Source organism: Paenibacillus sp. FW104-T2 (genome assembly GCF_058789975.1).
This window is the reverse complement of the sequence record NZ_JBYTCE010000033.1, coordinates 1-25,370: the sequence shown is the minus strand read 5'-3', so window position 1 is coordinate 25,370 and position 25,370 is coordinate 1. Positions and strand designations below refer to the sequence as shown.

Genomic DNA, 25,370 nt, shown 5'->3' with positions numbered 1-25,370 from the left:
CCGCGTTCACTTCATTATATAGATTAAATTGACCACAGCGTGCTAAGCGTCTGACCGATCAACGAATCAATGACAATTGGTGCTGTTCGTCTTTCTGTGCCTTTTTGTATGTTGTGCCGAACTGCTACTTTTCATTACCCTTTTGCATTATACGCGATAGATGTTTATCCTGCAAAACGGTTTTTTCTGCAGAAATGCTACATTTTAAACTGTTCCGCGGCAGACTGAATATCCCTGTCCATGAAATCCCATACTGGGAAGAAAAGAAGAAAGGAGCCCGTTCCATGACTCAACATCGCCAGAAAACCCGCAAACGCGGGTTCCGTTTATTAAAATGGATCAAAAGCCTCTCTCTGCTCGCTGTTCTCGGCGTTATTGCAACGACTGCAGGATTGGTCTATCTATATGCGACCAGCCTACCCCTAGCTGATTCGGATCGCAACTCAAGGCTGCTGGATAGCCAAGGCGAAGTCATTGCCACCTTCTCTGCAGGCGGCAAGGATTCCGTGCCTGTGCAGCTTCAGGACATCTCAAAAGACCTGGTCACTGCCACTCTGGCTGTCGAGGATCGAAAATTCTATGACCATTATGGTTTTGACATTCAAGGGGTGGGACGGGCCGTGCTCGTTAACCTGCAGCATATGGAAATGTCCCAAGGTGCCAGCACCCTCACACAACAGCTTGCGCGAAATCTATATCTTTCCCATGAGAAGACCTGGACTCGCAAGGCCAAAGAGGCCATGTACACGGCACAGCTTGAAATGAAATACAGCAAAGATGAAATTCTGCAAATGTATCTCAATGAAATCTATTATGGTCATGGTGCATACGGAATCGAAGCAGCTTCGCGCATGTATTTCGGCAAATCAGCCAAACAGCTCGATTTGGCGGAAAGCGCCATGCTCGCAGGCATTCCAAAAGGCCCCACCTACTATTCTCCATATAACCATATGAAGAACGCGAAGGATCGGCAGAAAATCGTACTGGCCGCCATGGTTGATATCGGCAAGATAACAAAAGCCGAGGCGGACAAGGCTTATGAGGAAATGCTGTCTTTTAAACCGGAAAGTGAACGCAAAACAGTAGAAAGCGCACCTTATTTCCGGGATTACATTCGCAGCCTTGCGGTCAAGGAGCTGGGCATTACTGAAGCCATGCTGGACCATGGAGGACTAAATATATACACCACTCTGGATCTGCGTGTGCAAAAGGCAGCTGAAGACGCTGTAGCCAAAGGCATGGATCCGAGCAGTGAACTGGAGACAGCTCTCGTGTCCATAGACCCTCGTACAGGCTATATCAAGGCTATGGTAGGCGGCAAAAACTACCGGAACAATCAGATCAACCATGTTCTGGCGACGACACGCCAGCCAGGATCTGCATTTAAGCCTATTATGTATCTGGCTGCACTGGAGTCCAAAGAGCTGACAAGCGCCTCTATCTTCAATAGCGAACCAACCCTGTTTCACTATGACAATGATCGCAAGACCTATAAACCGGGCAATTTCGGCGACAAGTATCTGGGGGAAATTGATCTAAGGCAGGCAATTGCCGCTTCAGACAATATCTATGCGGTCAATACAATTATGCAGATCGGGCCTGAGCAGGTCGTGGATATGGCCAAAAGTCTGGGGATTACAAGCAATCTCAGTGCTGTCCCTTCTCTCGCCTTGGGCACCTCACCCGTGAGCCCACTAGAAATGGCTTCGGCCTTCTCCGTCATCGCTGCAGGCGGACAACGGATGCCTCCTGTCGCCATTCTGCAGGTGACGGATGCAGCAGGACGTGTAATCTATGAAGCACCACAAACCAAGGCCGAAAATGTGGTAGAACCTGCCGCCGCATATGTACTGACACGTTTAATGGAAAGTGTGTTCGAAAATGGTGGTACAGGGAATCGGGTAGCTACAACGATTAAGCGCCCCGTAGCAGGCAAAACCGGTACGACCAATACGGATGCCTGGATGGTTGGCTTCACCCCCGAACTCTCTACCGCAGTATGGGTCGGTTATGATCAGGGCAAAGCCATCTCCACGTCGGATGGACGCCGCGCAGCACCGATGTTTGCCCAATTTACAGAACAGGCACTTGCAAGTGTGCCGCCTAAGATCTTCCCTGTTCCCGATCATGTGGTCAGTGTATATATTGATCCCGAGTCCGGAAAACTGGCGGGTAATGGCTGTGAAGAGAAACGGCTTGAGGTTTTCATTGACGGTACTGAACCGACAGAAACCTGCAGCGGGGCAACGGAGAATACGGATCCCAAAAAGAATGAAGGAAGTCGTGAGGTACAGAATCAAGAAGGAATCCAGGAAGAAAAGCATTCGTGGTGGAGAGACTTTAAACGTTGGTGGGTAGAATGACGCAACTACGTAATGACTTAATTGCGTCACTGTGATTGACCGGCTTCAGGTTCTTTCTGCAGGTCAGTCTTGTTCACTATTTCTAATCCTCTTCCCACTTGTAAAGCAAAAGCCCCGAACCGATCATTTCGGTTGCGGGGCTTTTCATGCTCCTTTTAAAGGATACAGCATACAAGGCTTTTATCAGGAAAGTGCTTCTTTTAGTTCATCCGGAGAAGCGTTCCACCACTCTTCATTGTGTGTAATCAACAGCTTCTTGAGAGCTGCACGATCCTCTGGTCCGAGCTCATCCAGCATGAAGCGGCGCTTCATTGCATAATCCATCCGGTTTACATGGTCAGCCAGCAGCTTCCATCCTCGTTTCGCCTCGGTATCAATCCACATCTCGCACGCTGTTGCTCCGCCATATAACTGTCCCTGTTCCGTGCGGTCCACAGCTACCCAAACCAGCCATACCTGGCGACCGTTAGGTACATCTTCCCGATTCGTCGAAAACTTAATTCCACGTTCTACCTTGCTCTTTGCATGCATGGCACCAATATCAATCTTTGCCTCGCCATTATCAATAATAACCGGCGACAGGTTGTTCAGATCAATGGAGCCTGCACCGAAACCTTTATGTTTGCTCTTGGCACTTACGATATTCAAGGCAATCTGTTTTTTGCCGTTTTGCTCGTTTTGATCCATAGTTATAGCCTCCAAGGGTTGATACAAATATTTTAACTAATAATCGCCCCATTGCAAACATATACATGCTGTAGATGCTTGTCAACGGGAGGTATTTAACGATGATTCCACTACGCGCCAAGAGCTGGCTTACTGCAATTCTGGCCCTGTGTGTGTTTACCGGAGCCATATGGATCACTCTGGATCACACTCGTTCTACGACATCCGACTTGCCAACGCTCGCCCCGGAATTGGGCAAGCCTCCGGCAAAGGTCCAAACTCCGGCACCTCCAGAAAGTGTACAGACACCTACTGCTGAGGTGTTCAGCAACCGCGTGGTGGAATATCACATGGATGTGAAGCTGGTAGACGGCAATGTTTTGGAGGGAACGCAGACGCTGACCTGGACTCATCCGGGTAAAAAAACAGTCAGCGAAATTTACTTCCACCTATACCCCAATGCATTCTCTTCTACTGACACCACATTTATGAAGGAATCCGGCGGAAAGCTTCGCGGTGATGTGATGCCAACGGACGGTTACGGCTCCATGAATATTACGGAGATGAAAACAGAGGACGGGCTTTCCCTCCTGCACCGGATGCAGTATGTACAGCCGGATGACGGAAACATGAAAGACAAAACGCTCATAAAAGTGAGATTACCCAAGCCGGTCAAGGGCGGAGAAACCATTACACTGCACACCCGGTTTGAGGTCAAGCTGCCCAAAATCTTTGCCCGTATGGGAACTGCTGAAAACTTCGTTATGGCGGGCCAATGGTTCCCCAAAATCAGTGTATACGAGCCTGCAGGCACGCGAGGACGTACGGCAGAGGGATGGAATCTGCATCAGTACCACGGCAATTCCGAGTTTTATGCGGATTTTGGCATCTATAGTGTGCGTATTCGGGTACCGGAAACATACAAGGTTGCCGCGACCGGGTTTCCAACGAAGCAGGCTGTAATTAAAAATGGCGAGAAGATCTATCAATTCTATGCTGACGATGTACATGACTTCGCTTGGGCAGCCTCACCTGACTTTGTTTATGCAGAAGAACCCTTCTCCACTCCCAACGTGCCAGGTGTACGAATCAAGCTCTATCTGGACCCTGCCCACCAGGATCTGAAGGAACGTTACTTCTATGCGGCCAAAGCAGCTCTTTCGAATTACAGCAAGTGGTTTGGTCCGTATCCGTATTCCACGCTCTCTATCGTTGTCCCACCAAAAACAGGCAATGGAGCAGGCGGCATGGAGTATCCTACCTTAGTTACAGCCTTCGGCGCGGACGACACTACACCAGGCTACGATCTGGAACGCACGGTTGTACACGAGATCGGCCATCAGTACTTCTATGGTATGGTTGCCAGCAATGAATTTGAAGAAGCCTGGCTGGATGAAGGGTTCACCTCTTACGCAGAAGACAAACTGATGGAGCAGGAATACGGACTTATTCCGAATCTTCCCGTTCAATCCGGCTTAATTACTTCGCCTGCCTCACTCACTCAGGAGTCCTGGAAGTTTGATTCGCAGAATCATTACGCAGCCAATGTTTACACAAGGGGCAAGCTTGTGCTGCTGGGCATCGAACAACAAGTAGGCGCTAAAACGATGGAACGCATTCTTTCAACTTATGTCAAAAAATATCGATTCAAACATCCCACTTCGGCCGATTTCCAAAAGGTCGTGGAGCAAGTGACCCGTAAGTCCTGGTCTGATTATTTTAATCAATACGTATATGAAGACGGAATGGCCGACTTCGCAGTGGAGAATATCCAGGTCAAGCCTGTTGAGAAAGACGGTCAAACGTTGTATGAATCATCGGTAACATTAGTAAAGAAAGGCAGCGACTACGAGAAGGTACCCGTTCGCATCGTTTTTGAAGATGGACACATCGTCGCCAAGGAATGGGATGGTAGTAACGGTCAAATTACGTACAAGTTAACGTACAGCTCGCCTGTATCCTGGGCCATGACCGATCCGTTATATACCGTTGTGCTGGAGAACCGTCATATGAATAACTTTTTGAAAGCCGATCTGGATGAACCATCCAAGTTCCGCTGGAGCATGAGTGTAACCAAGCTTATTGAAGCTATATTCGGAGGTCTGTCATGGTGAGGTGGAGACAGTGAAAGCAAAAATACGTGAGGGCTGGTTTCTCGTCCGTCAGCATATGTTCATTGTGGCACTTTTGTTTCTCTATCAGCTGGTGTGGGGTTACTTCATCTATAAAATGGTGCAATCGGCAGTCATTCCCTTGCTGCTGCGCTATCCGGACCCTGACGCCGGGGAGCTGAGTACCATTTTATTTAAAATGGAAAGCCAGCTCAGTCTGTCTACCCATCCCGAGGTGCATCGCTATTTATGGATACTTGGGGCCATGCTCCTGCTCCGCATGCTGATTACCCCTCTCATCCAGGCAGGGCTACTCTATTCATTACAACACTTCAATCATACAGAAGAACGTATTCCTTTTATACGTGGGATCAAGGCAGTGTGGAAACCGATGATGCTTCTTCATTTCATTAAAACGCTATTATTGCTGCTGCCTGCTTACTGGTTGATCCCCAAGCTGTATAGTATCTTTCTGGATGGATTCCACTCGCTGCAGCTGCTGCTGCCAGGCATTCCATATGTAGCCGGATGGATTGTATATGGATGGATCATACATCATGCTTTGTTATATATGCAGTTTGGCGCTACAGCTCCCGAGGATCAGGGCGGGGTAAAAGGTACATTTCTCGGTCTATTGCTCGCTTTGCGTCATATCATTTCTCTCATTGGTATCGCAGTGGTTCTGGGAGGAATTCATCTGCTCATCTTCGGTGCCTTCACATCTGCTTCGTGGTTCCTGACAGGTCTCATGGGTCTGATCCTGCAACAAACCTATCCGCTCGCCAGATGTTTGTTGGATATATGGAAGATATGCGCTCATTTCCGTCTGTGGCAGTCCAAGTCCTCCAAAGGTTAAAAAGTGTAATGAACCGCACGAAAATTGTTACCATCTTCATGTAAACTTATGTCAATGTTAACGCTTCACAAACGCAAACCCCGACCTTTCCCCGTCAAAGGTCGAGGTTTTTTTTGCTAATTTTCTTGTTAAACGTTGCCAAAGGCTTACTCCTCTGTTACAATAATCGCAGTGAGTTTTTAGTAACAACTTTGTAATCTTTACCTTATGAATTGTAACTACTTAAAATTAAATCGTCATTTCTTGATTTCGCAGGTGCACAACTAGCATAGCCAAATTCCTGGCACCTGGGAAGCGGGGGAACCAGTTATGGGTGAATTGATCTTGCTACAGAGGGATCATAGGGGACCTTCAACCGAATCCTTAAGCTAACCTCGCAGGCGTTGGAAGGGGTATATCTCTTGTTCAAAAAGAAATTAACAGCAGCTGTCCTTAGCTTAACATTTGCACTATCACTTGGAGCAGGCAGCGCATTCGCAGATTCAAAAATGGATAAAGTAATTGATTCAGCAATGGGAACTACATACAAAAGTGGTGGAACAACGCTTAACGGCTTTGACTGCTCTGGATTCACACGGTATGTATTCGAAAAGCTGGGCATCGATTTGGCTCGTCAATCCAGTTCCCAATTCGACATGGGTGACTCGGTATCCCGCATGGAAATGAGACCAGGCGATCTGGTTTTCTTCAATACAACGGGTAAAGGGGTTTCACACGTAGGGATTTTCGTGGGAGAAGGAAAGTTTGCACACTCCTCGTCTTCCAAAGGAGTTACCATTAGTTCTTTGAGTGAGAACTACTGGGCCAACCGCTATGTTGGCGCTAAACGGATTATGAGCACGGACGCATATGAATCACTGGCCCTCGACTAGGGACAAGCTGAGCAACATCATACTGTAACGAAGCATAAATCAACCGCCCGGTACATTCTCCGCAGGAATGTATCCGGCGGTTTTTTTGTGCTTGTTCGTCCGTGCCCTTATGATGTTTTTACCCATCCTGCTATAATATAAACGAAATTCCAGGAACTTTTGTTTCACTTTTTTTCAAGGGAGCAAAACCTTGCCAAATGCCCTCCTCTTTTGTAGAGTGAAATCAGGATTAAATATGAAATGACATATGTTATAAACGATTAGCGTATGACTAAAAGTAGCTTGTTCACAATGAAAGGAGCGTGCAGTGGTGTGGATGAAGCTTCTGTAACGTTTCACGTTGTGCCGATGCAGGAAGAACATGCAGCATTGATCTGCAGCTGGACATATGAACCACCCTATAACATCTATACCTGGCTGCCCTGGGAACAGATGAAGGCGCTGGAGGTTGAATTCGGCGATGAGCAGCTTCGAAAAGAGCAATATGCAGTTGTACTCGGAGAGCAGGACCAACTTTGCGGATTCGTTCAATTCTTTCCTCTTGAAGGCGTGACGCGGATTGGGCTTGGTATGCACCCCGAACAGTGTGGACAAGGTCGCGGTACTGCCTTCGTCTCTGCGATCGTGAAGGAAGCCATTCGGCGGAACCCTAGTCATGAGATTGATCTCGAAGTACTCACCTGGAATACGCGAGCTATGCGGGTTTATCTCAAGGCCGGATTTGTCACCAAGGATACGTATGAACGACAGACACCAAGCGGTTTGAAGCCTTTTTATTGCATGGTCTATGAAGGACCTCGTTAACCGTTAAACCGCATAACCAAAAGAAATTCATGCCCGTTTATGTGATTAGTTCAAAAAATTACCACAAAATGCTATGATGTCTTAACAGGTTCCGTTATAATGATATGGACAGTTTCAGTTTAGATGATCTTTCATTCTGGAGGGGACATAACGGATGCACAAATGGATCATGAGCGGGGTATTTTTTGCAGCATGCGCATTGGCTATTGTATTAATGTTTACGCTTCCAGGGAAAGAGGAAGTGGCTGAAGAAGCGAAACCAACCATGCCGGAAGTGGCAATGGATGCCGGACAGGCTGAAGCACTGGTCAAAGCCAATTGTATAACGTGTCACGGAGATCAGCTTCAAGGTGGCGTAGGACCTGCTCTCGCAAACATCGGCAGCAAGGATGATGTGGAGAAGATCTACTCTACCATTATCAAAGGTAAAGGCGGCATGCCTTCCTTCAAAGACAAGCTGAAGGACGAGGAAATTGCCAATATCGCGATGTGGCTGGCCGAGAAGAAATAAGGTTCATGATATACAGCAAAGAGGCCCCTGCCTTCCCTCTCGGGAATGGTACGGGCCTCTTCGTCATATCGTTCAGCCTCTGGCTGCGTGTTCTGCCAAAAAGGCTTCCACTTCACGTGCATAGGGCATCCCCGACTGGGCGCCGAGCTTCGTTACGGATAACGCGGCCGCTCCCATGGCATAGCCTACTGCCGCGTCCAGTGTTTCCCCGCGCGCGAGGGCTACCGCCAGCGCGCCGTTGAAACAATCGCCAGCGCCGGTCGTATCGACGGCGCTTACGGCGTAGCCCGGCGCACGGCAAGCGCCGGCACGCCCTGCCTGTACGCGGCCGCCTGGCGCTGCCGCGTACACAGCCCCCTCGGGGCCGAGCGTCGTGACGACAGCGGCCCCGAGCGATGCGGCGAGCTCTGCGACCGCCGCATCCACGTCTTCCGGCCGGAGATCATCCCGGCCGGTAAGCACGGCAAGCTCGCTGCGGTTCGGCGTGACCACGTCGACGCACCGCAGGAGCTCCTGGGGCAGACCCGGCACCGCTGGGGCCGGGTTGAGCACCACCAGTGCGCTGCCTTCTGCCGCCAGTTCGGCGGCGCGGGTGACCGCTGGCAGCGGGATCTCCAGCTGCAGCAGCACCGCTGCGGCTGCAGTCAGGCTTTTTACCGTGTCCGCCTCTTCCAGCATCTCCGGCACCACTTGTCCATTCGCTCCAGGAATAACGATAATCCGGTTGTCTCCCTTGGAGAGCCAGATGGATGCTGTACCTGTTACAGTGTCTTCCAATACACGAACCTGCGAGGCATCTGCCCCACTATCCGTCAGACTGTGCAGCAAGCGCTCCCCAAAACCGTCTGAACCCACTGCTCCAATCATCGTGGTCTGTCCACCCAGACGTGCAGCAGCAACGGCTTGGTTAGCCCCCTTGCCGCCCGCCAGATAGTGAAGCTCCTCACCGCTTACCGTTTCTCCCTCTTCCGGGATGATATCGGTCTTCACCACGAGGTCCATATTGAGACTGCCTACAACCGCGATCAGAGGCTTATTCTGATTCATGTCTGACATGTATGCTTCCTCATTTCTTGGCAGCACAACGATAACCGTTCCCGGCTATGTCGTCCTCATTTTCTCAAACGTTTCGTTAAACTGCTCTGCTTCCTTAATATCTACAGATGTAATTCCACCCTCATCCCACGACGTGAGACGCAGCGTAACCGTTGTATAATCAATCGTAATAAAAGGGTGATGATTAAATGCTTCCGAGATCGCGGCGACCTCATCCACGAATGCAATCCCTTTCATGTAGTTGGAAAATACGAACTTGCGGACAATCCACCGTCCCTCTTCCAGTTCCCAGCCTTCCAGCCTTCCCAGATGAGCTTCGACTTCTTCTTGCGTAAAAACCATACGTTATCTTCCTCCCCATAAAGACGGCACAAAGGTTGTCTCTAACCCTCTCCCTCATGCCATCCGAAACCTTGGTGCTACCACAGTAACCCCAACCGTCATAGGTTAGCCGCTCTGCGGCTCGCCCGTTTCATGACTCTCATCTTACCACGTACAGAACTCAAAATCCAATACTGTAAAATGGCGTTAGAGCCAATAGCCGTGAGGCTTCCAGGCGTTTCCCCTCTCGGCTTCGACACTAGAATTCTCCTTAAATTCGGCCCTAGATTAGGGGTACAAATGTCAATTCTTCTTCCCCAATCAAAATATGAATGCGATGCTGCTCCTTGTCATGGATAACCACACCACTCCCTACAGGAATCACCGACTCGGTGCCCAGCGCATAGAACAAATCCTCTGCCAGAGCTTCGTCTACTTCGAGCTGCTCGTTTTCACCCAAACGGGACCAATCCTCTGCATCCATTTCGAAAAAAACATAACGATCCGGAATGCGGCCGATCGCCTGTGTCAAATCTGTCAATATTCCTTCATAATCCCGTCCATGCTTTACGCCCATTGGCTTTTTCACTCCTGTTTGGCCCTTAAAGAGCTGATTTGTTCTTATTATACCTGAAAATAACCCTTAAAAAAAAAGGGCATCTGGTCGATAAATACTATACATGACCGTTTCAGCTGTTACAGCATTTCTAAAAAATGCCATAGGTTAAACGGATTGCGGCCAAACATTCGCCCGGAAGCCCGAATACAGCCGCTTGAAAGGATTCAATTTTATCTCATGGATGAGGTGTATGATGGAAATTTCAACGATTATCGGACTAGTTTTAGGGCTGGTTTCACTTGTTCTCGGGATGTTCCTGAAGGGTGCTCCCCTGATCAATCTGGTTAACAACCCGGCAGCCTACGTTATTATCTTTGTTGGTACAGCAGCAACAATCTTCATGGCATTTCCAATGTCTGAAGTTAAAAAAATCCCCAAGCTTTTCGGGGTACTCTTCAAAAAGCAGCAACTGATTGACCGTGTTTCACTGATCGGCACATTTATGGAATGGGCTTCCACTACCCGTCGTGAAGGTTTGCTGGCACTGGAATCAAAAGTCGAAGAGATTGACGATCAATTCCTTCGCAGCGGTATGCGCATGATTATTGACGGCAACGACCAGGAATTTGTTAGTGATGTTTTGATGGAAGATATCCATGCCACCGAAGAGCGTCACCGCGGCGGAGCATTGATCTTCGCACAAGCGGGGATGTACGCTCCAACACTCGGGGTTCTCGGGGCCGTTGTAGGTCTGATTGCAGCCCTGGCCGACCTTAGTGATATGGAAAAGCTATCTCACGCGATTGCGGCTGCGTTCATCGCTACACTCCTTGGTATTTTTAGTGGTTACGTGTTGTGGCACCCGATGTCCAACAAGTTGAAGCGGATGTCCAAGAAAGAGATGGAGATCAAGCTGATGATGGTTGAAGGATTGTTATCCATTCAATCCGGTGTATCCACCATTGCCATCAACCAAAAATTATCTGTATTCCTGACACCTTCCGAACGTAGACAGCTGGAAGAGAAGGAGGGATCATCAGGTGAAAAAGGCTAAAAAACATGAGCCGCATGAAGAACATATAGACGAGAGCTGGTTGCTCCCGTATTCTGACTTGATGACACTGTTGCTTGCCCTGTTTATTACGTTGTTCTCCATGAGTTCTCTCGATGCAGCCAAGTTCGAGCAGATGGCCTCGGCACTGAGCAGTGCACTGAATGGCGGCGCAGGTGTATTGGATCATACATCCATGAATCCTACGGAAGCCACAACCGACCTGGGCAAAAACAAACAGGTGCCTGAAGAGATCACCAAGAACAAGTCTGCTCAGATTACAGATGCACAGATGGCACAAAAAGAGCAGGAAGATCTGGAAAAACTCAAGAAACAATTGGACCAATACATTAGCAAAAACGGGCTATCTGACCAACTCAACACCAAGCTGAATCAATCTGAACTGAAGATCACCATCAGTGATAACGCTCTGTTTTCTTCAGGGCGAGCAGATGTGAAGCCTGAATCGCGATCATTGGCAAAAGCCATTTCCAACATGCTGCAGGAGTTCCCGCAATATGAAGTGGTTGTATCTGGCCATACTGATAATATTCCCATCTCGAACAGCCAATATAAGGATAACTGGGATCTAAGTGCGGATCGCGCACTGAACTTCCTCAAAATCCTCTTGTTGAACGATGCGCTGGACCCTGCGAAGTTCACACCTAGCGGGTATGGTGAGTATCACCCGGTTGCCAGTAACAAGACCAATGTTGGACGGGCTCAGAATCGCCGTGTAGAGGTTTCTATTATCCGGAAGTATCAAAGCAACAATTCGACTGTGAAAGCAGTTAATCCAGCAAACTAGAAGTGAATGCAAGTTCAAAAGGACGTTTTTCTCTCCAGTAGAGGAAAACGTCTTTTTGATGTGTAAATGTTTATTACCGTGATATCAAAAAAGCTCTGCTTTCTTTTCTTCAGAAAAGATATGCAGAGCTTTCATGAATTAAACGATTTATTCCAGAGAGTAGTTCAGCAGGCTGCCCAATTCCGACTTCTCCGCAGCTGTCAGCTCTCTCCACTTCCCTGTAGCCTGTTCACCCAGATGAATATTCATGATACGTACACGCTTCAATTTACGCACCTCGTAACCAAAGGCACTGCACATTCTGCGAATCTGCCGATTCTTCCCTTCGGTCAGTATAATCCGGAATACTCGCTCAGAGATTCGAGTGACGGTGCAGGGCAGCGTCATTTCACCGAGAATTTTGACGCCCGTGCTCATCCCCTTCAGAAAACTCGGCGTGACAGGGCGGTCAACCGTAACGATGTACTCTTTCTCATGGCGTCCCTCTGCTCTAAGTATCCGGTTAACGATATCTCCATCATTGGTCATCAGAATGAGCCCTTCGGAATCCTTATCCAAGCGGCCAATTGGAAAAATGCGCTCCTTGTGCCCCACAAAGTCAACGATGTTGCCCTTGATATGCTGCTCGGTTGTACTCGTAATACCGACCGGTTTATTCAGTGCAATATATACATGTTTTCTTTTTTCCTTGATAGGCTGACCGTTGATCCGTACGTCGTCGCCTTCTTCCGCCTGGCTTCCCAGTTCGGCGGTTACACCATTAATGGTCACTTTCCCGCTCTCCACTAATTTGTCGGCTTCACGCCGGGAACAATAGCCTGTCTCACTAATAAATTTATTAATACGCAAAAGGTAATCTCACCTCATCTAGTTCTCTTCGTCTGTAAACGCATCTTCCGCCCGATCGTCCTCTTCCACGCTCTCCGGGAGCTGTTTGGTAGCAGGAAGATCAATGATAACGGTCGTGCCCTTGTTCATGACGCTTTTAATATCCATCATGCCCTTATGTGATTGAATGATGCGCTGACTGACCATTAAACCAAGTCCTGTTCCAGACTCCTTATTGGTGAAGAACGGCTCGCCAAGCTTCGGCATCATCTCTTCCGGAATTCCGATACCCTCATCCTTAATTTCAATCCGCACCCGGTTTAATTCCTCATCATGGTCAAGGCGAATCCGAATGCTGCCTCCGTTCGGCATGGCTTCCATACCATTCTTAAGCAGATTGATGAACACTTGCTTCAACTGATTCTCTTCACAGTGTACCATAGCTGAATCCGATGATGCATTTAATACAAATTCAACCCCATGCAGATGTGCCTGGCTATCCAGCAGCGAGATCACATCGCCGAGAATAAAGCGGATATCCCGCTCCTGGAAGTGAACAGCCTGTGGTTTGGCCAAAATCAGGAATTCGCCTACGATCAGATTAATGCGGTCCAGTTCCGACAGCATCAAGTCGAGATGTCGATGATTCAGTTTGTTCGTCTCCTGCTGCAGCTGCAGGAAACCACGCAGCGTTGTAAGCGGGTTACGGATTTCATGCGCAACACCTGCAGCCAGTTGGCCTACGGTTGTGAGCTTCTCTGAGCGTCTGAGCAGCTCTTCCATCCGGTTGCGGCTCGTGATATCCCTCGACACACTAATCAGTGCGGTAATTTCGCCTAATTCATCGCGCACAGGCGCTGTACTGACACTAACTTCAACCCGTGTGCCATCTTTTTTCATCCATATAGTTTCATTCGAGGTAATGGATAGCCCTTCTATGAGCTGGGCATGCTGCTGCTTCATTTCCTCTTCCGCTTCAGGCGGGATGATCTTCAGCCTGCGGTTTTCGACCTCTCGGCTTCGCCAGCCATATAGTTGTTCAAATGCCCGGTTTACACGCAAGACCTTACCATCTAGATCCGTAATATGAATGGCATCGGCGGTTTGATTAATGATGGACTCCAGATGCTCCTTAACTGCCCTGTTCTCCTCATACATCTGTTTTAACCGGTTGGTATAGTGGCCCAGATTGCGAATCATGGCATTAATCCGATTGGCCAGCTGACCCAGCTCGTCCTTCCTTCTTACTTTCAGACGGAAGTCGAAATGTCCATCCGCTACATCATTCACTTTGCCCAGGATGGATTGAATAGGACGTGTTATATATCCTGCTAACAGATAGCTGCCAAAGATTACGATTTCCAGCAGCACCAACGATATGGAAGCATGACTGACCAATTGTTCCGATACCATGGAGGATATTTGTTTATAGTCCATGACAATACTGATGACATATGATGCTTCATTCGGCGTGAAGATGGGAATGAAGCTTTTTAACACCTTCTGCTCATGTGTTTCACTGACAAACGATACATTTTGCCCGGTTCGGATCGCCCTCACGACTGCCCGGTGGTCCTCATCTGCGGTACCATACTGATACGTACCAAAACGAATCGGTCTATTATTCAACTTGCTGTAGTTGCTATCCCTTCCATCGTCACTCATATTGGGACTGCCAAAAGTCAATGGATTGATACCCGTGATCTCCAAGATGGAAGGATTCACTTCACGAATTTTGTTCAATATCTCATCCGGACCAGAGATCTTCACATAGTCATCAACTTCAGCATTATTATAGAAGGGATTGATTATGTAGTTCCTCTTGCCATCATGATAATAACCCCAGATATCAATGTCCGATGGACTGGACGTCGAGTACTCGAAACCATCGGACCAAAAGTGATCCAATTTTTGCCCTTGAGTGATGGTAACCTGATGTTTTTCGAACAATTGCTTAAAGGCTTGATACCAATAGGTCATTTTCTTTGTGGATAAACCAACTTCGCGCGGATCGGAAGAGCGGGTTACAACGATATCATCCTCGGTTTGTTCCATGAGAGAGATATGCGATACCCCCACTTTTTTGCTTAAACGTACAAGTTCCTCATTTGTGATATTATTAATATCCGGGTCGAGTTCTTCTGCAGCCATGACTGAAGCAAGCCATAGATTATTACCAATCTGGCGTTTTACATAATCCAAACTATTTTGATTCTGTTCGACAGAAATTGCAATCTGTTTGGCCGTTAGGACCATCTTGGTTTCACTGTCCTGCCTAAGATTTTCCTCGGTAGTATAATAACTCAGCGCGATATTCAGAATCAAAATAACAAGCACCGAGCACGACATAATCATGGATAATTTCGTTTTAATAGACAACTTTTTTAGTTCACCTCTCGGCTTGTACCCTTTGGCGATATATGGCAAAACCTATCTCCATCATAACGGTTGTGTGTGATTTTGAAAAGGATAAATGCCCCTAGTCCAAAAGTTACCGCTTGGCTAAAAAGCTCGAATTTCATTGTTTTTTGTCTTTGCCGTGCCTACAATGAGATTAATCACTAAAACTATACACAAATCCACAGGCTTGTGGATATCCTGTTCATAACTATGTGAGCAACTCGGTAGTTATCCACAGACTTATGCACATCATGTTAACAAACGAATATTTGTTCGCCGAATAAATGCTTTGGAAGGAGCTTTAACTGTAATGAACGAACACCCAATCCCGGTAGATCTTTCGCATCTTACGGAGGAACAGCAGCACGAATTCTGGATGCGTGAAGCCATTGCTGAGGCGCTAAAAGCTGAGGCACTTGGGGAAGTCCCTATCGGAGCCGTTATTGTGCAAAATAACCAGATTGTCGGACGAGGATATAATTTGCGCGAGACCACTCTTGATTCCACTGCACATGCGGAGATGGTCGCTATTCGTCAGGCAAGCGAAACGATCGGAGCCTGGCGCCTGCTTGATTGCAGCCTGTATGTGACACTGGAACCTTGCCCTATGTGCGCAGGTGCCATTGTACAGTCCCGAGTGCCCCGCGTTATATATGGCACTGCTGACCCCAAAGCCGGGTGTGCAGGAACCTTGATGAACTTGCTGCAGGAGCCGCGGTTCAATCATCGTACTGAGATTATTCCTGATGTCCTTCAACCGGAATGCTCCACGATGTTGACCCAATTCTTCCGTCGGTTACGCAAGAAGTAATACTTATACTTTTGATCTTGAGAGGATGTGCACTGCTATGGCATTAACACTGTATGATACTCCCAACGGAATTAGCCTCCGGTTACTCACCACCGGCGATACGCAAGCTTATCTTGAGCTGATCCAGGTTACTCGCGTTCCCTACCAAGCTGTAGAGCCTCTTCGAGATGATGAGTTCTACACACTGGATGCTCAAACAAGGCGGATTCAGGACCGTCTAAAAGCGGCTGAAGAAGGTACAGGTTATCAGTTTGGCATCTACACCATCAAAGACGACCTGCTTATTGGACAAATCAGCCTGAATAACGTCTCCTATGGCGTTGCCAATTATGCTGATATGGGTTATTTTATCCATCCAGACTATCAGGGTGGTGGACGTATGACAGCAGCTGTTAAACTGGCTGTTGCCTATGCTTTCCGCGCCTTGAAGTTGAATCGTGTTCAGGCCGCAATCCTGCCCACTAATGCCGGCTCCCAGCGTGTACTGGAGAAGAATGGATTTCAGGCAGAAGGCATTGCCCGTAAATATCTGAAAATCAACGGAAGCTATCAGGATCACCGAATTTATGCTGTTCTTGCTGAAGATTTATCGGAATCCCTGCAATAACAGATTTAAACTATAAAACAACAAAAAGCCGCCCGACATAAAGTCGAGGCGGCTTTTTTCACTTATTGCTTGGAATGGCTTAGTATCCGTAAGAAGAATTCATCAGTTCTTCGAATTCTTGCATTGTAATTACATTTTCACCTGTAGGGATATTGATTTTGAAGGCAGCCTTCTCATTGATTTTGGTGTAGGTGTTGGATCCAGTAAAGGCCAACTTCACTTCATCTTTGGTATCCACTGGTTTGATCAGCAGATCAGCTGCAATCTTTTGATAAACCGGGAAATCCTGCTTATCGAGTGCGAAATCAATGTTGAATTTGTTGATGGTCAACGTCTCTTTCAACTGATCCAGATCCTTAGACATTTCAGTCTGATCAGCTTCCGTGATGTTCAGATCTTCTTTGGCTTGATCAATATCAGCCTGATCCAGTTGCAGCATATCGCGGTATTCTTCTTTGGACAAGATGTCCAGCACTTTAGGCAGTGCTTTAGTCACCAGTACAGTAACTGCTTCTTTAACGTTGTCGTTAGTAACGGAGAATTGCACTACCTGCTTGGCATCTACACCTTCTGGCAGCTGTGCATCCTTAACATCTACATTTTTGAAGAATTTGTCTTGGTCGTACTCACTAAGAACAGCATCCATAACTTCATTGCTCAGTTTTTGCGTTTTGGCTGCGTCCATAGCATCAGGGTTCCATTCCGTACCCTCTTGCTCAGCCAATTCTTTCAGATCAAGCTCCAGGAACTTGCCAACCACCGTCTCGGGAATTGGGAAGAACGGAATGCTTGGCACTTTAACGTAAAGCTTCTCAGCTGTCATCACCATTGGAATGGTGAATGTCATACCCATATCACCTTTGAGCTCAAGGCTAACTGTCATTTCTGTTTGCATTGGCTCGCTTTGATATACGCCAGTTACGTTAAACTGAGCATCCTTCAACATGCTCATAAACTGAGTCATCGTTGGATCTTGTTGTGACTCGTCTGCAGGTTTATAGCTCAATTCATTAATTGTGAAATTGGAACTCATCTCATACGAAGTCAGTTTAGAAGCATTGGCCGCAGCCGTCTTCAGTGCCTCTTTCGGTTCTTGTTTGCTGCTACATGCTGTCAAAGCCAAAGATACCGTCAACAGCAACGTTAGAAGCAACGCCCCCATACGTTTAGTCATTTGTTTCTCTCCTCTCGTGATAACCCCAAAAAAATAATTCAACATCAATGATATACCATTTATTCTGAAACGGAAACACGATTTGGGAAATTTGTGATCTTCCCACACTAAAATGGCTACAAAGACCTACGTTAGCTTTTCAATTTCTATCATCATTGGTCATTATTTATGTATGAATACGCAAAAACCCCCTGTTAGGTAACAGGAGGTCTCATTATGCATCGATATATATCTCATAATACGATACTGAAATGGATGGGTATTCTTCTTACCCTTGTGGGTTGTTATGATCCACATGATTTTGATTTTTCACTTTTTTGGACCCCGACAACGGTTCCTGCCCAGATGAATGCTTTTCCGGACGGCGATGCTGCTCAGCAGCTTGAACTTCCGGTACAGGTATCGCTTTTGGTTTGCTCATGCCAATACCCCCTCTTCATGATTTTAGGAATGGGATGGGTCCATATCTTCCGTTTTGTCATGATTCAACGAATCCTGATGACGACGATCATTGGTATCTTGCTGAATTTGCTGTGCATGATGGCTGTTCACGGCTGGTTGCTCCAGATCAGCAACAACATTCTGCAAATTTTTATCGATGCCTGCCTTGGCTTTGCTCACTCGAATCACTCCTTCAATTGGGGCTATGTTCTTGTCTTGGACTGTAACGACTGGGCACATTCATGAATATGCCGTGTATAATCCTGAGCCAGCTCCTGGATGGGTTCTGTACGCTCATCTGTCGTTTGTCCATCCCGTTCTACATCAATCAGTTGTACACTGACCTCACGGGAGTCCACATACGCGCATTTGAAATCGAATGAGTACATTTGGTGTCCTGCAGTCGCGATATGAATACGAATAGCCTTCTGATCGGCTTCATCCGCCATTACCTGTGCCTGATCGCCGACATTCAGTACTTCCGGCAAACGCTCCTGCCATGCGCCTACAAGCTCTGTCTGATCTATATTTAACTCGCGGTTCATCTAACCACCTCCACTCCTATAAAGTGCGGCGAACAAGATGATTTTATACATGCATATGGAGTCAATTAGAGCCTGTTGATGCCTTTAATAAACGAACCATGGCAGATAGCTCGATTGAGGGAAATGTGATATGCAAAAAAGGACCCGAGCTTATCGCTCGAGTCCTGTTATAGGTGTTGTTATGGCGGAGAGGGTGGGATTCGAACCCACGTGGAGTTGCCCCCTAACGGTTTTCAAGACCGCCCCGTTATGACCGCTTCGGTACCTCTCCAAAATTTGAAGTTTTATAAACTTGCCACGAAATAGATCATACCATATATACAATTAAAAAAGCAAGCTTTAGAATAAAAAAACCCGTCATAAATAATTGACGGGCTTTTTGGGTTGGCTTTATCATAATAAAACCCTATTCGCTATGTTAGGATCGACGTGCAATCACACTGATTCCACCCATGTATGGACGCAATGCTTCAGGAATAACTACAGTCCCATCTTCTTGCTGATAGTTCTCCAGAATAGCTGCGACTGTACGTCCAACTGCCAGTCCGGATCCGTTCAGGGTGTGGACGAACTCTGGCTTAGCCTTCGGCTCTCTACGGAAACGAATGTTGGCACGGCGCGCCTGGAAGTCTTCACAGTTCGAGCAGGAAGAGATTTCACGATATGTATTGCTTTCTGGCAACCATACCTCGAGATCATAGGTTTTCGCGGAAGTGAAGCCCATATCCGCTGTACACAGCGCCAAAACACGGTATGGCAATTCCAACAGTTGAAGCACACGTTCTGCATTTTGCGTCATTTTCTCCAATTCCTCGTAAGAAGTTTCAGGAGAAGACAATTTCAACAACTCAACCTTATTGAATTGATGCTGACGGATTAATCCACGTGTATCCCTTCCAGCAGAGCCGGCTTCAGATCGGAAACATGAGCTGTATGCCACGAAATGCTTCGGCAGATCCTCCGCATTCAAAATCTCTTCGCGATGATAGTTCGTTACTGGAACTTCTGCGGTAGGGATCAGATAATACTCCGTATCCTTAAGCTTGAACAGATCTTCTTCGAACTTCGGCAATTGGCCTGTTCCGAAGAGGCTGTCGCGGTTGACGATATATGGAGGCAAAATCTCCTCATATCCATGCTGATCACTGTGCAGATCCATCATGAAGTTAATCAGAGCTCGCTCTAGACGTGCGCCAAGTCCTTTGTAGAACGTAAAACGGGAACCTGTTACTTTGGCAGCAGCCTCAAAATCAAGGATATCCAGATCCTGCGCAATCTCCCAATGTGCTTTCGGTGTAAAACCGAACGACTTCGGTTCAGACCAGCGGCGAACCTCTACATTATCATCCTCAGAGGCACCAACAGGTACACTTTCGTTTGGAATGTTAGGGATGGCCATCGTCAGATCATTGATCTTCGCTTCCAGTTCCCGGACCTCTTCATCCATCGCTTTGATGCGATCAGACACTTCGCGCATCTCCACAATCAAATCATCTGCGTTCTCGCGGTTCTTTTTCAGCCTAGCAACTTCACCGGATACTGTATTCCGGCGGTTCTTCAACGTTTCGCTCTCTTGCAGCAGTTCCCGGCGCTTTGCGTCCATCTCGGAAAATCCAGCAATGAGATCGAGTGACTTGCCACGGTTCGTTAACGCTTCTTCTACACGGGCGTATTCATTCCGCAATATCTTTACATCAAGCATTATATACTCCTCCTAAATGACCTCACAGAAAACATATCAATAAACCTAAGCCTATCACATAGCCTTTGTGGAGTCGCGTATAACTTCATCTTAATCATTTTCAACAATAAAAAAACAACTATGAACCCCTGTGACACCCTACGCTGCGATTCCCGCTGTGTAAAGCAGATACGGGCAACATCAGGCATTCGACCAGATACAGCTCCTCCAGCAGTCTTACAGATTGCAGAAGGAGTGTTCCAATCCACCGGGGTATCATAAGTTGTCTAATATGCACTATTGGTTCTGTAGCGACTGCTTATAGGATTGGGCCATATCTACAAAATAAGAATGCAAACGGTAGTCATCGGTCAATTCAGGATGATATGAGCAGGCCAGCAAGTTTCCTTGGCGCGCGGTAACGATCTCACCTTTATAAGTGGAAAGAACTTCAACCTGTTCTCCAACACTCTCAATCAAAGGTGCACGAATAAACACTGCTCTTACCGTTTCATCGATTCCTTTGACAGGCAGGTCTGTTTCAAAACTTTCCCGCTGCCGCCCGAATGCATTTCTGGAGACAGTCATATCCATTAATTCCAAATGGGCTTCTTCCTGTCCTGAAATACGCTCAGCCATTACGATCAGGCCTGCACATGTGCCGAATACCGGTTTACCCTTGGCAGCAAAGTCCCGAATAGGCTGCATGAAACCATATTTGCGCATCAATTTACCAATAGTGGTGCTCTCACCGCCAGGAAGAATCAGACCATCCAGTTCATCTAACTGCTCAACCTGTTTCACAGCCAGTCCCTCTGCACCAGCTCGCTCAACACTGCGAATATGCTCTGTAACCGCACCTTGAAGTGCTAACACACCTATCTTCATTTGCGTTCCCCTCTCCTACCAGCCGCGATCCTGTTATACGTCTAGAAGCCGTAATTAAGGAGATCCGTGTCCAGAGGTATATGGACACTACAGCAATCCATTTATCGTCCATGTAATGCGTTGTCGCTCCCACTATAACATGTGCAACTAACAAGGTTGTCCTTAGACTTTTGAGCTGAGTTATACGTAGAATTCTAACTTGATATTTTACCGGAAAAATTGTAAATACACAATGCATCCAGTCGCAATTTGGTGCTTATTGTCCTTATTCAAGTGAGTTAGATCGGAAACTTCTATTATCTGTAGTTATGGCCTATAGCATCAATTAGAACAGGTTTTTGATACCGTCAAACAGATCAACGAAGAAGTCCTTTACTGCACGGAAGAACAAACGGAACCATCCGCCTTTTTCAGCCTCTTCTGCGGTGATCAGGTTCACTGTTTTCTCCTGTGGTTCAATACCGTCAGCCTTATAGGTGTAGGTCACCGTTCCGACTTTCGTACCTGCTTTGATTGGAGCAACCAGCTTGTCTGCTTCCGTTACGTTTGCCTTAAAGGTAACATCCAGGTTTTGAGTGCCTTTGGGAACTACAAAGCTAACTGCATTGTCGGTCACTACGGGCACATTCGTTTCTTTACCTTTTTTCAGCGGAACAGCTTCCCAACCAGTCACTTTGGTTTTACCAGCGACAGCTTGCTTCACTTCGAAGTTGTTATAACCATAATCCAGTACTTTTTTCGTCTCTCTGAAGCGTGCAGGCTCGGAATCGGTACCCATAACAACACTGATCAGGCGCATACCATCACGTTCAGCCGTTCCTGTGAAGTTATTCCCTGCATTTGTGGTATGGCCCGTTTTCATTCCATCCAGGCCTTCATAGGCGTAGCTTTTGAAATTGGTTATATCTTTATTCGCTTCCAGCATCCAGTTGTAGTTGATAATTGGAGCTTTGTCATTGGGACGGAATTTATAAGATTGAATTGTTGTAAAGTCTGTGTAGTCGGGGTGATCCTGAATAATATATCTGCACAGAATTGCTGCATCCAATGCAGACATAACTGTCTCTTTATCTTCGGCCGGTTGGAAGTCGGCAGGCATATCCGCACGATCAAGACCTGTGGAGTTAATAAAGAACGTATCCTTCATGCCCATTCGCTTTGCTTCTTCATTCATCATTTTCACAAAAGCTTCTTCCGATCCGGCAACATATTCTGCCAATGCCACTGTTGCATCATTTGCAGATCCAACGGCCATAGCGATGTACAGCTCTTTAACCGTATGTTGGTCGCCTTCAGCCAGAAAAATACGTGAGCCTATGCTCTCCGCTGCATTTCTTTTAACCGTAACTACATCATCCCAGCCAAACTTCCCTTGCTTGACCTGCTCAGCCACAATGTACTCGGTCATCATCTTCGTCATGCTGGCAGGCGGCATGGCTTTGTCCGCATTCACATTAAGCAGAATCTGGCCTGTCGAAGCCTCCATGAGTACCGCAGATCTAACTTCAAGTCCAAGTGAGTCTACAGAAGGAACCTGCACGGCTTTTTCGGTCTTCGTTGTTGTCGCAGCAGCAGTCAGCACCTGACCCGAATCATTCGCAGCAGCCATCACCGGCATTACTGCAGACATGCAGAGCATATTGACCAGCATAACCGAGGCTACGCTTTTTTTGAGCATTTGGCGTTTCTTTTTGTTCATTTGTTTAGCTTTCAATGATAATACTCCCTTCGTTCCGAAGCTTCGCTTAATTGATGCTTCAGTGCAGCTTGAGCTGCATTTTTCTTGGTCCTTAACGATCGTAGAATATGTGGTGAAAAGTAGCTTTTTATGCGCTGTATCGAAAGAGCAATATCATTGCTCCATAAGTTTCATTATCGATTGTCACTTAGTTAGCATTAACCAATGCTTATGTAAAAGGACGTCCGCGCTTCTATATAGCTGGGCAACCTTTCGTGGCATTTGTTCCATGTGAAACAAGATTCATAGATTCACGTCAAAAAGCCGCCGCAACGCCCTAATCCGATAAAGGATCGTCACCGCTTTTTCTATTCTATCACAGGGGTATCCGCAAAAAAAGACAGGCCCGGCGAAAATCGCCAAGCCTGTCCTGGAAATGATTAACTCTCTTCAGATTACAACGAGTAGTTAGGTGCTTCTTTTGTAATTTGAACATCATGCGGATGACTTTCACGAAGTCCCGCACCAGTAATACGGATAAAGCCAGTATCATTGCGGAGCTGCTCAAGGTTGCTTGTTCCGCAATAACCCATACCCGAACGCAGACCACCAATCAACTGATGAATGGTATCTGACAATGGACCTTTATAAGCCACACGTCCCTCGATGCCTTCCGGAACGAGTTTTTTGTCATCATCCTGGAAGTAACGATCTTTACTTCCTTGTTTCATTGCAGCCATTGAGCCCATACCGCGGTAAACTTTGTAGCTACGTCCTTGGAAGATTTCAGTTTCTCCCGGGCTTTCAGCAGTTCCCGCAAACAAGCTTCCGAGCATAACTGCATGTGCACCTGCAGCCAATGCCTTTGTAATCTCACCTGAATATTTGATCCCGCCGTCCGCGATGATTGGAACTCCATACTCGCGTGCGACAGTTGCACAATCGTAAACAGCAGTTACTTGAGGTACACCGATACCAGCAATAACGCGTGTTGTACAAATGGAACCTGGACCGATACCCACTTTGACAACCGAAGCACCTGCCTCGATCAGATCACGAGTAGCTTCACCAGTAGCAACATTACCTGCAATAATAGTCAAGTTCGGGAAACGCTCACGCAATTGACGAACAGCTTCAATAATGTTGATGTGATGTCCATGTGCAGAGTCTACAGTAATCAAGTCTACACCAGCTTGTACCAATGCATCTGCGCGTTCAAAAGTATCTTTGGAGATACCAATTGCGGCACCAACCAGGAGACGACCTTGCGCATCCTTGGCTGCATTAGGGAACTGGATAGCTTTTTCGATATCTTTAATCGTAATGAGACCTTTCAGCGTATTGGACTCATCCACCAAAGGAAGCTTCTCAATTTTGTGCTTTTGAAGAATTCCTTCTGCTTCTTGCAGGGTTGTACCTACAGGAGCAGTAACCAGATTTTCACGAGTCATGACTTCACTAATTTTGATACCGTAGTCATGGATGAAACGCAAGTCACGGTTAGTCAAGATACCAACCAGCTTCTGATCACCTTCGACAATCGGTACACCGGAGATACGATATTTAGCCATAACTTCTTCAGCATCCGATACCAGGTGCTCAGCAGTCAGTGAGAACGGATTGGTAATAACGCCGCTCTCCGAACGTTTAACCCGATCTACTTCTTCCGCTTGCTGTTCAACTGACATGTTTTTGTGGATAATTCCAATACCACCCTCACGTGCGATGGCAATGGCCAGAGTTGCTTCAGTAACGGTATCCATACCAGCACTGATCAGAGGGATATTCAGTTTTACACTATCGCTCAAACGAACCGATACATCCACTTCTTTAGGCAGTGTCTCGGATTTCCGTGGCACTAGCAATACATCATCAAAGGTCAAACCTTCCTTACCAAACTTATCTTCCCACACGCAGGTGTTCCTCCTTATGTTTGCTCAGCTTTACGGTCCAAAACCCGAAGATCTCAGGCAGTATTTATGCCGAAAATACGTTTTCTGAAAAATTTATTATTGCCATCTTAGCAAAGCGATATTTAGACTGTCAAGGAAAAGTGCCTGGTTATATCAGGTGTACTGTCTGATGCATACAACTGTATTTCTTGAGCGGACAACTGCCGAGTATGCCAAAAACACCATCCGTTTTTAAATGGCGTTTATCCTCGAAATTTTTTAACTTTGTTTCAACTAAAACTACATAGCTTCCATATATTTACCTTTAAAAACAAATAAAAACCACCACCGAATTTCATCGGCAGTGGTCCTTTGCTTGGCAGCGTCCTACTCTCCCAGGACCCTTCGGTCCAAGTACCATCGGCGCTAGAGGGCTTAACGGTCGTG

General features: G+C 47.0%; 25 protein-coding genes, 1 tRNA gene, 1 rRNA gene and 1 riboswitch. Of the genes, 10 read left to right on the top strand and 17 right to left on the bottom strand.

Features of this window, described 5'->3' with window-relative positions; translation table 11 throughout:
• Positions 1 to 284: 284 nt before the first annotated feature.
• The gene (locus AC3WQ3_RS27245) at positions 285 to 2,363 is read left to right on the top strand and encodes a transglycosylase domain-containing protein (RefSeq protein WP_492474205.1); all 2,079 of its coding nucleotides are present in this window, start codon (positions 285 to 287) and stop codon (positions 2,361 to 2,363) included.
• A gap of 183 nt (positions 2,364 to 2,546) precedes the next feature.
• Here AC3WQ3_RS27245 and AC3WQ3_RS27240 read toward each other — a convergent pair whose 3' ends face one another.
• Entirely contained in the window at positions 2,547 to 3,050 is a 504-nt protein-coding gene (locus tag AC3WQ3_RS27240) for a YwhD family protein (protein ID WP_095293467.1), read from the bottom strand.
• A gap of 101 nt (positions 3,051 to 3,151) precedes the next feature.
• Here AC3WQ3_RS27240 and AC3WQ3_RS27235 point away from each other — a divergent pair, with 101 nt between their 5' ends.
• From AC3WQ3_RS27235 to AC3WQ3_RS27215, 5 genes are all read left to right on the top strand, one after another.
• Positions 3,152 to 5,143: a M1 family metallopeptidase gene (locus AC3WQ3_RS27235; RefSeq protein ID WP_492474204.1), complete on the top strand. Its 1,992-nt coding sequence runs from the start codon at positions 3,152 to 3,154 to the stop codon at positions 5,141 to 5,143.
• Positions 5,144 to 5,153: 10 nt separating this feature from the next.
• The gene (locus AC3WQ3_RS27230; protein WP_492474203.1) at positions 5,154 to 5,996 is read left to right on the top strand and encodes a hypothetical protein; all 843 of its coding nucleotides are present in this window, start codon (positions 5,154 to 5,156) and stop codon (positions 5,994 to 5,996) included.
• 260 nt (positions 5,997 to 6,256) lie between these two features.
• Positions 6,257 to 6,394, top strand: a riboswitch (cyclic di-AMP (ydaO/yuaA leader).
• 3 nt (positions 6,395 to 6,397) lie between these two features.
• The gene (locus AC3WQ3_RS27225) at positions 6,398 to 6,868 is read left to right on the top strand and encodes a C40 family peptidase (protein ID WP_095293464.1); all 471 of its coding nucleotides are present in this window, start codon (positions 6,398 to 6,400) and stop codon (positions 6,866 to 6,868) included.
• A gap of 291 nt (positions 6,869 to 7,159) precedes the next feature.
• The gene (locus AC3WQ3_RS27220; protein WP_492474212.1) at positions 7,160 to 7,672 is read left to right on the top strand and encodes a GNAT family N-acetyltransferase; all 513 of its coding nucleotides are present in this window, start codon (positions 7,160 to 7,162) and stop codon (positions 7,670 to 7,672) included.
• Positions 7,673 to 7,826: 154 nt separating this feature from the next.
• Entirely contained in the window at positions 7,827 to 8,183 is a 357-nt protein-coding gene (locus tag AC3WQ3_RS27215; protein WP_095293462.1) for a c-type cytochrome, read from the top strand.
• A gap of 72 nt (positions 8,184 to 8,255) precedes the next feature.
• Here AC3WQ3_RS27215 and rbsK read toward each other — a convergent pair whose 3' ends face one another.
• The 4 genes from rbsK to AC3WQ3_RS27195 all read right to left on the bottom strand — a co-directional run bounded on the left by rbsK (position 8,256) and on the right by AC3WQ3_RS27195 (position 10,137).
• Positions 8,256 to 9,239: a ribokinase gene (gene rbsK, locus AC3WQ3_RS27210; RefSeq protein ID WP_336784392.1), complete on the bottom strand. Its 984-nt coding sequence runs from the start codon at positions 9,237 to 9,239 to the stop codon at positions 8,256 to 8,258.
• 45 nt (positions 9,240 to 9,284) lie between these two features.
• Positions 9,285 to 9,581, bottom strand: coding sequence for a 4a-hydroxytetrahydrobiopterin dehydratase (locus AC3WQ3_RS27205; protein ID WP_095293460.1), 297 nt, complete (start codon positions 9,579 to 9,581; stop codon positions 9,285 to 9,287).
• A 98-nt stretch (positions 9,582 to 9,679) separates the two neighbouring features.
• Positions 9,680 to 9,820: a hypothetical protein gene (locus tag AC3WQ3_RS27200; protein ID WP_336784393.1), complete on the bottom strand. Its 141-nt coding sequence runs from the start codon at positions 9,818 to 9,820 to the stop codon at positions 9,680 to 9,682.
• 23 nt (positions 9,821 to 9,843) lie between these two features.
• Positions 9,844 to 10,137: a hypothetical protein gene (locus AC3WQ3_RS27195; RefSeq protein ID WP_095293459.1), complete on the bottom strand. Its 294-nt coding sequence runs from the start codon at positions 10,135 to 10,137 to the stop codon at positions 9,844 to 9,846.
• Positions 10,138 to 10,372: 235 nt separating this feature from the next.
• Here AC3WQ3_RS27195 and motA point away from each other — a divergent pair, with 235 nt between their 5' ends.
• Together motA and motB are read left to right on the top strand one after the other, a co-directional pair.
• Complete coding sequence (gene motA / locus AC3WQ3_RS27190) at positions 10,373 to 11,173, top strand: flagellar motor stator protein MotA (protein ID WP_095293458.1); 801 nt, start codon at positions 10,373 to 10,375, stop codon at positions 11,171 to 11,173.
• The gene (motB, locus tag AC3WQ3_RS27185) at positions 11,160 to 11,978 is read left to right on the top strand and encodes a flagellar motor protein MotB (protein WP_221807746.1); all 819 of its coding nucleotides are present in this window, start codon (positions 11,160 to 11,162) and stop codon (positions 11,976 to 11,978) included. The genes motA and motB overlap by 14 nt, the downstream gene beginning before the upstream one ends.
• Before the next feature lie 147 nt (positions 11,979 to 12,125).
• On the opposite strand, the gene rluF is transcribed toward motB, so the two are convergent.
• Positions 12,126 to 12,827 carry a 23S rRNA pseudouridine(2604) synthase RluF gene (rluF, locus tag AC3WQ3_RS27180; protein ID WP_095293456.1) on the bottom strand — a complete coding sequence of 234 codons (702 nt, stop codon included), beginning with the start codon at positions 12,825 to 12,827 and terminating at the stop codon, positions 12,126 to 12,128.
• An 18-nt stretch (positions 12,828 to 12,845) separates the two neighbouring features.
• Positions 12,846 to 15,185, bottom strand: a complete 2,340-nt coding sequence (locus tag AC3WQ3_RS27175) for an ATP-binding protein (protein ID WP_336784394.1) — start codon at positions 15,183 to 15,185, stop codon at positions 12,846 to 12,848.
• A gap of 331 nt (positions 15,186 to 15,516) precedes the next feature.
• Between AC3WQ3_RS27175 and tadA the strand changes: the two genes are divergently transcribed.
• Positions 15,517 to 16,017: a tRNA adenosine(34) deaminase TadA gene (gene tadA, locus AC3WQ3_RS27170; RefSeq protein WP_492474202.1), complete on the top strand. Its 501-nt coding sequence runs from the start codon at positions 15,517 to 15,519 to the stop codon at positions 16,015 to 16,017.
• Between the two features lie 37 nt (positions 16,018 to 16,054).
• The gene (locus AC3WQ3_RS27165) at positions 16,055 to 16,624 is read left to right on the top strand and encodes a GNAT family N-acetyltransferase (protein ID WP_492474201.1); all 570 of its coding nucleotides are present in this window, start codon (positions 16,055 to 16,057) and stop codon (positions 16,622 to 16,624) included.
• A 79-nt stretch (positions 16,625 to 16,703) separates the two neighbouring features.
• On the opposite strand, the gene AC3WQ3_RS27160 is transcribed toward AC3WQ3_RS27165, so the two are convergent.
• The 10 genes from AC3WQ3_RS27160 to rrf all read right to left on the bottom strand — a co-directional run.
• Positions 16,704 to 17,798 (bottom strand): hypothetical protein, encoded by a 1,095-nt coding sequence (locus tag AC3WQ3_RS27160; protein WP_095293453.1) that lies wholly within the window; start codon positions 17,796 to 17,798, stop codon positions 16,704 to 16,706.
• 268 nt (positions 17,799 to 18,066) lie between these two features.
• Positions 18,067 to 18,219 (bottom strand): small acid-soluble spore protein P, encoded by a 153-nt coding sequence (locus tag AC3WQ3_RS27155; RefSeq protein WP_095293452.1) that lies wholly within the window; start codon positions 18,217 to 18,219, stop codon positions 18,067 to 18,069.
• Positions 18,220 to 18,242: 23 nt separating this feature from the next.
• Complete coding sequence (locus AC3WQ3_RS27150; RefSeq protein WP_347385086.1) at positions 18,243 to 18,419, bottom strand: hypothetical protein; 177 nt, start codon at positions 18,417 to 18,419, stop codon at positions 18,243 to 18,245.
• Positions 18,420 to 18,442: 23 nt separating this feature from the next.
• Positions 18,443 to 18,784, bottom strand: coding sequence for a hypothetical protein (locus AC3WQ3_RS27145; RefSeq protein ID WP_095293451.1), 342 nt, complete (start codon positions 18,782 to 18,784; stop codon positions 18,443 to 18,445).
• A gap of 182 nt (positions 18,785 to 18,966) precedes the next feature.
• Positions 18,967 to 19,055: transfer RNA gene (locus tag AC3WQ3_RS27140), tRNA-Ser, on the bottom strand.
• Positions 19,056 to 19,202: 147 nt separating this feature from the next.
• Entirely contained in the window at positions 19,203 to 20,486 is a 1,284-nt protein-coding gene (gene serS / locus AC3WQ3_RS27135; RefSeq protein WP_336784398.1) for a serine--tRNA ligase, read from the bottom strand.
• A 276-nt stretch (positions 20,487 to 20,762) separates the two neighbouring features.
• Complete coding sequence (gene pdxT / locus AC3WQ3_RS27130) at positions 20,763 to 21,353, bottom strand: pyridoxal 5'-phosphate synthase glutaminase subunit PdxT (RefSeq protein WP_127541152.1); 591 nt, start codon at positions 21,351 to 21,353, stop codon at positions 20,763 to 20,765.
• A gap of 325 nt (positions 21,354 to 21,678) precedes the next feature.
• On the bottom strand, positions 21,679 to 23,067 hold the full coding sequence (locus AC3WQ3_RS27125; RefSeq protein WP_419720077.1) for a D-alanyl-D-alanine carboxypeptidase family protein: 1,389 nt from the start codon (positions 23,065 to 23,067) through the stop codon (positions 21,679 to 21,681).
• 419 nt (positions 23,068 to 23,486) lie between these two features.
• Positions 23,487 to 24,944: an IMP dehydrogenase gene (gene guaB, locus AC3WQ3_RS27120; RefSeq protein WP_095293447.1), complete on the bottom strand. Its 1,458-nt coding sequence runs from the start codon at positions 24,942 to 24,944 to the stop codon at positions 23,487 to 23,489.
• A 353-nt stretch (positions 24,945 to 25,297) separates the two neighbouring features.
• Positions 25,298 to 25,370, bottom strand: a 5S ribosomal RNA gene (gene rrf, locus AC3WQ3_RS27115); the annotation flags it as partial.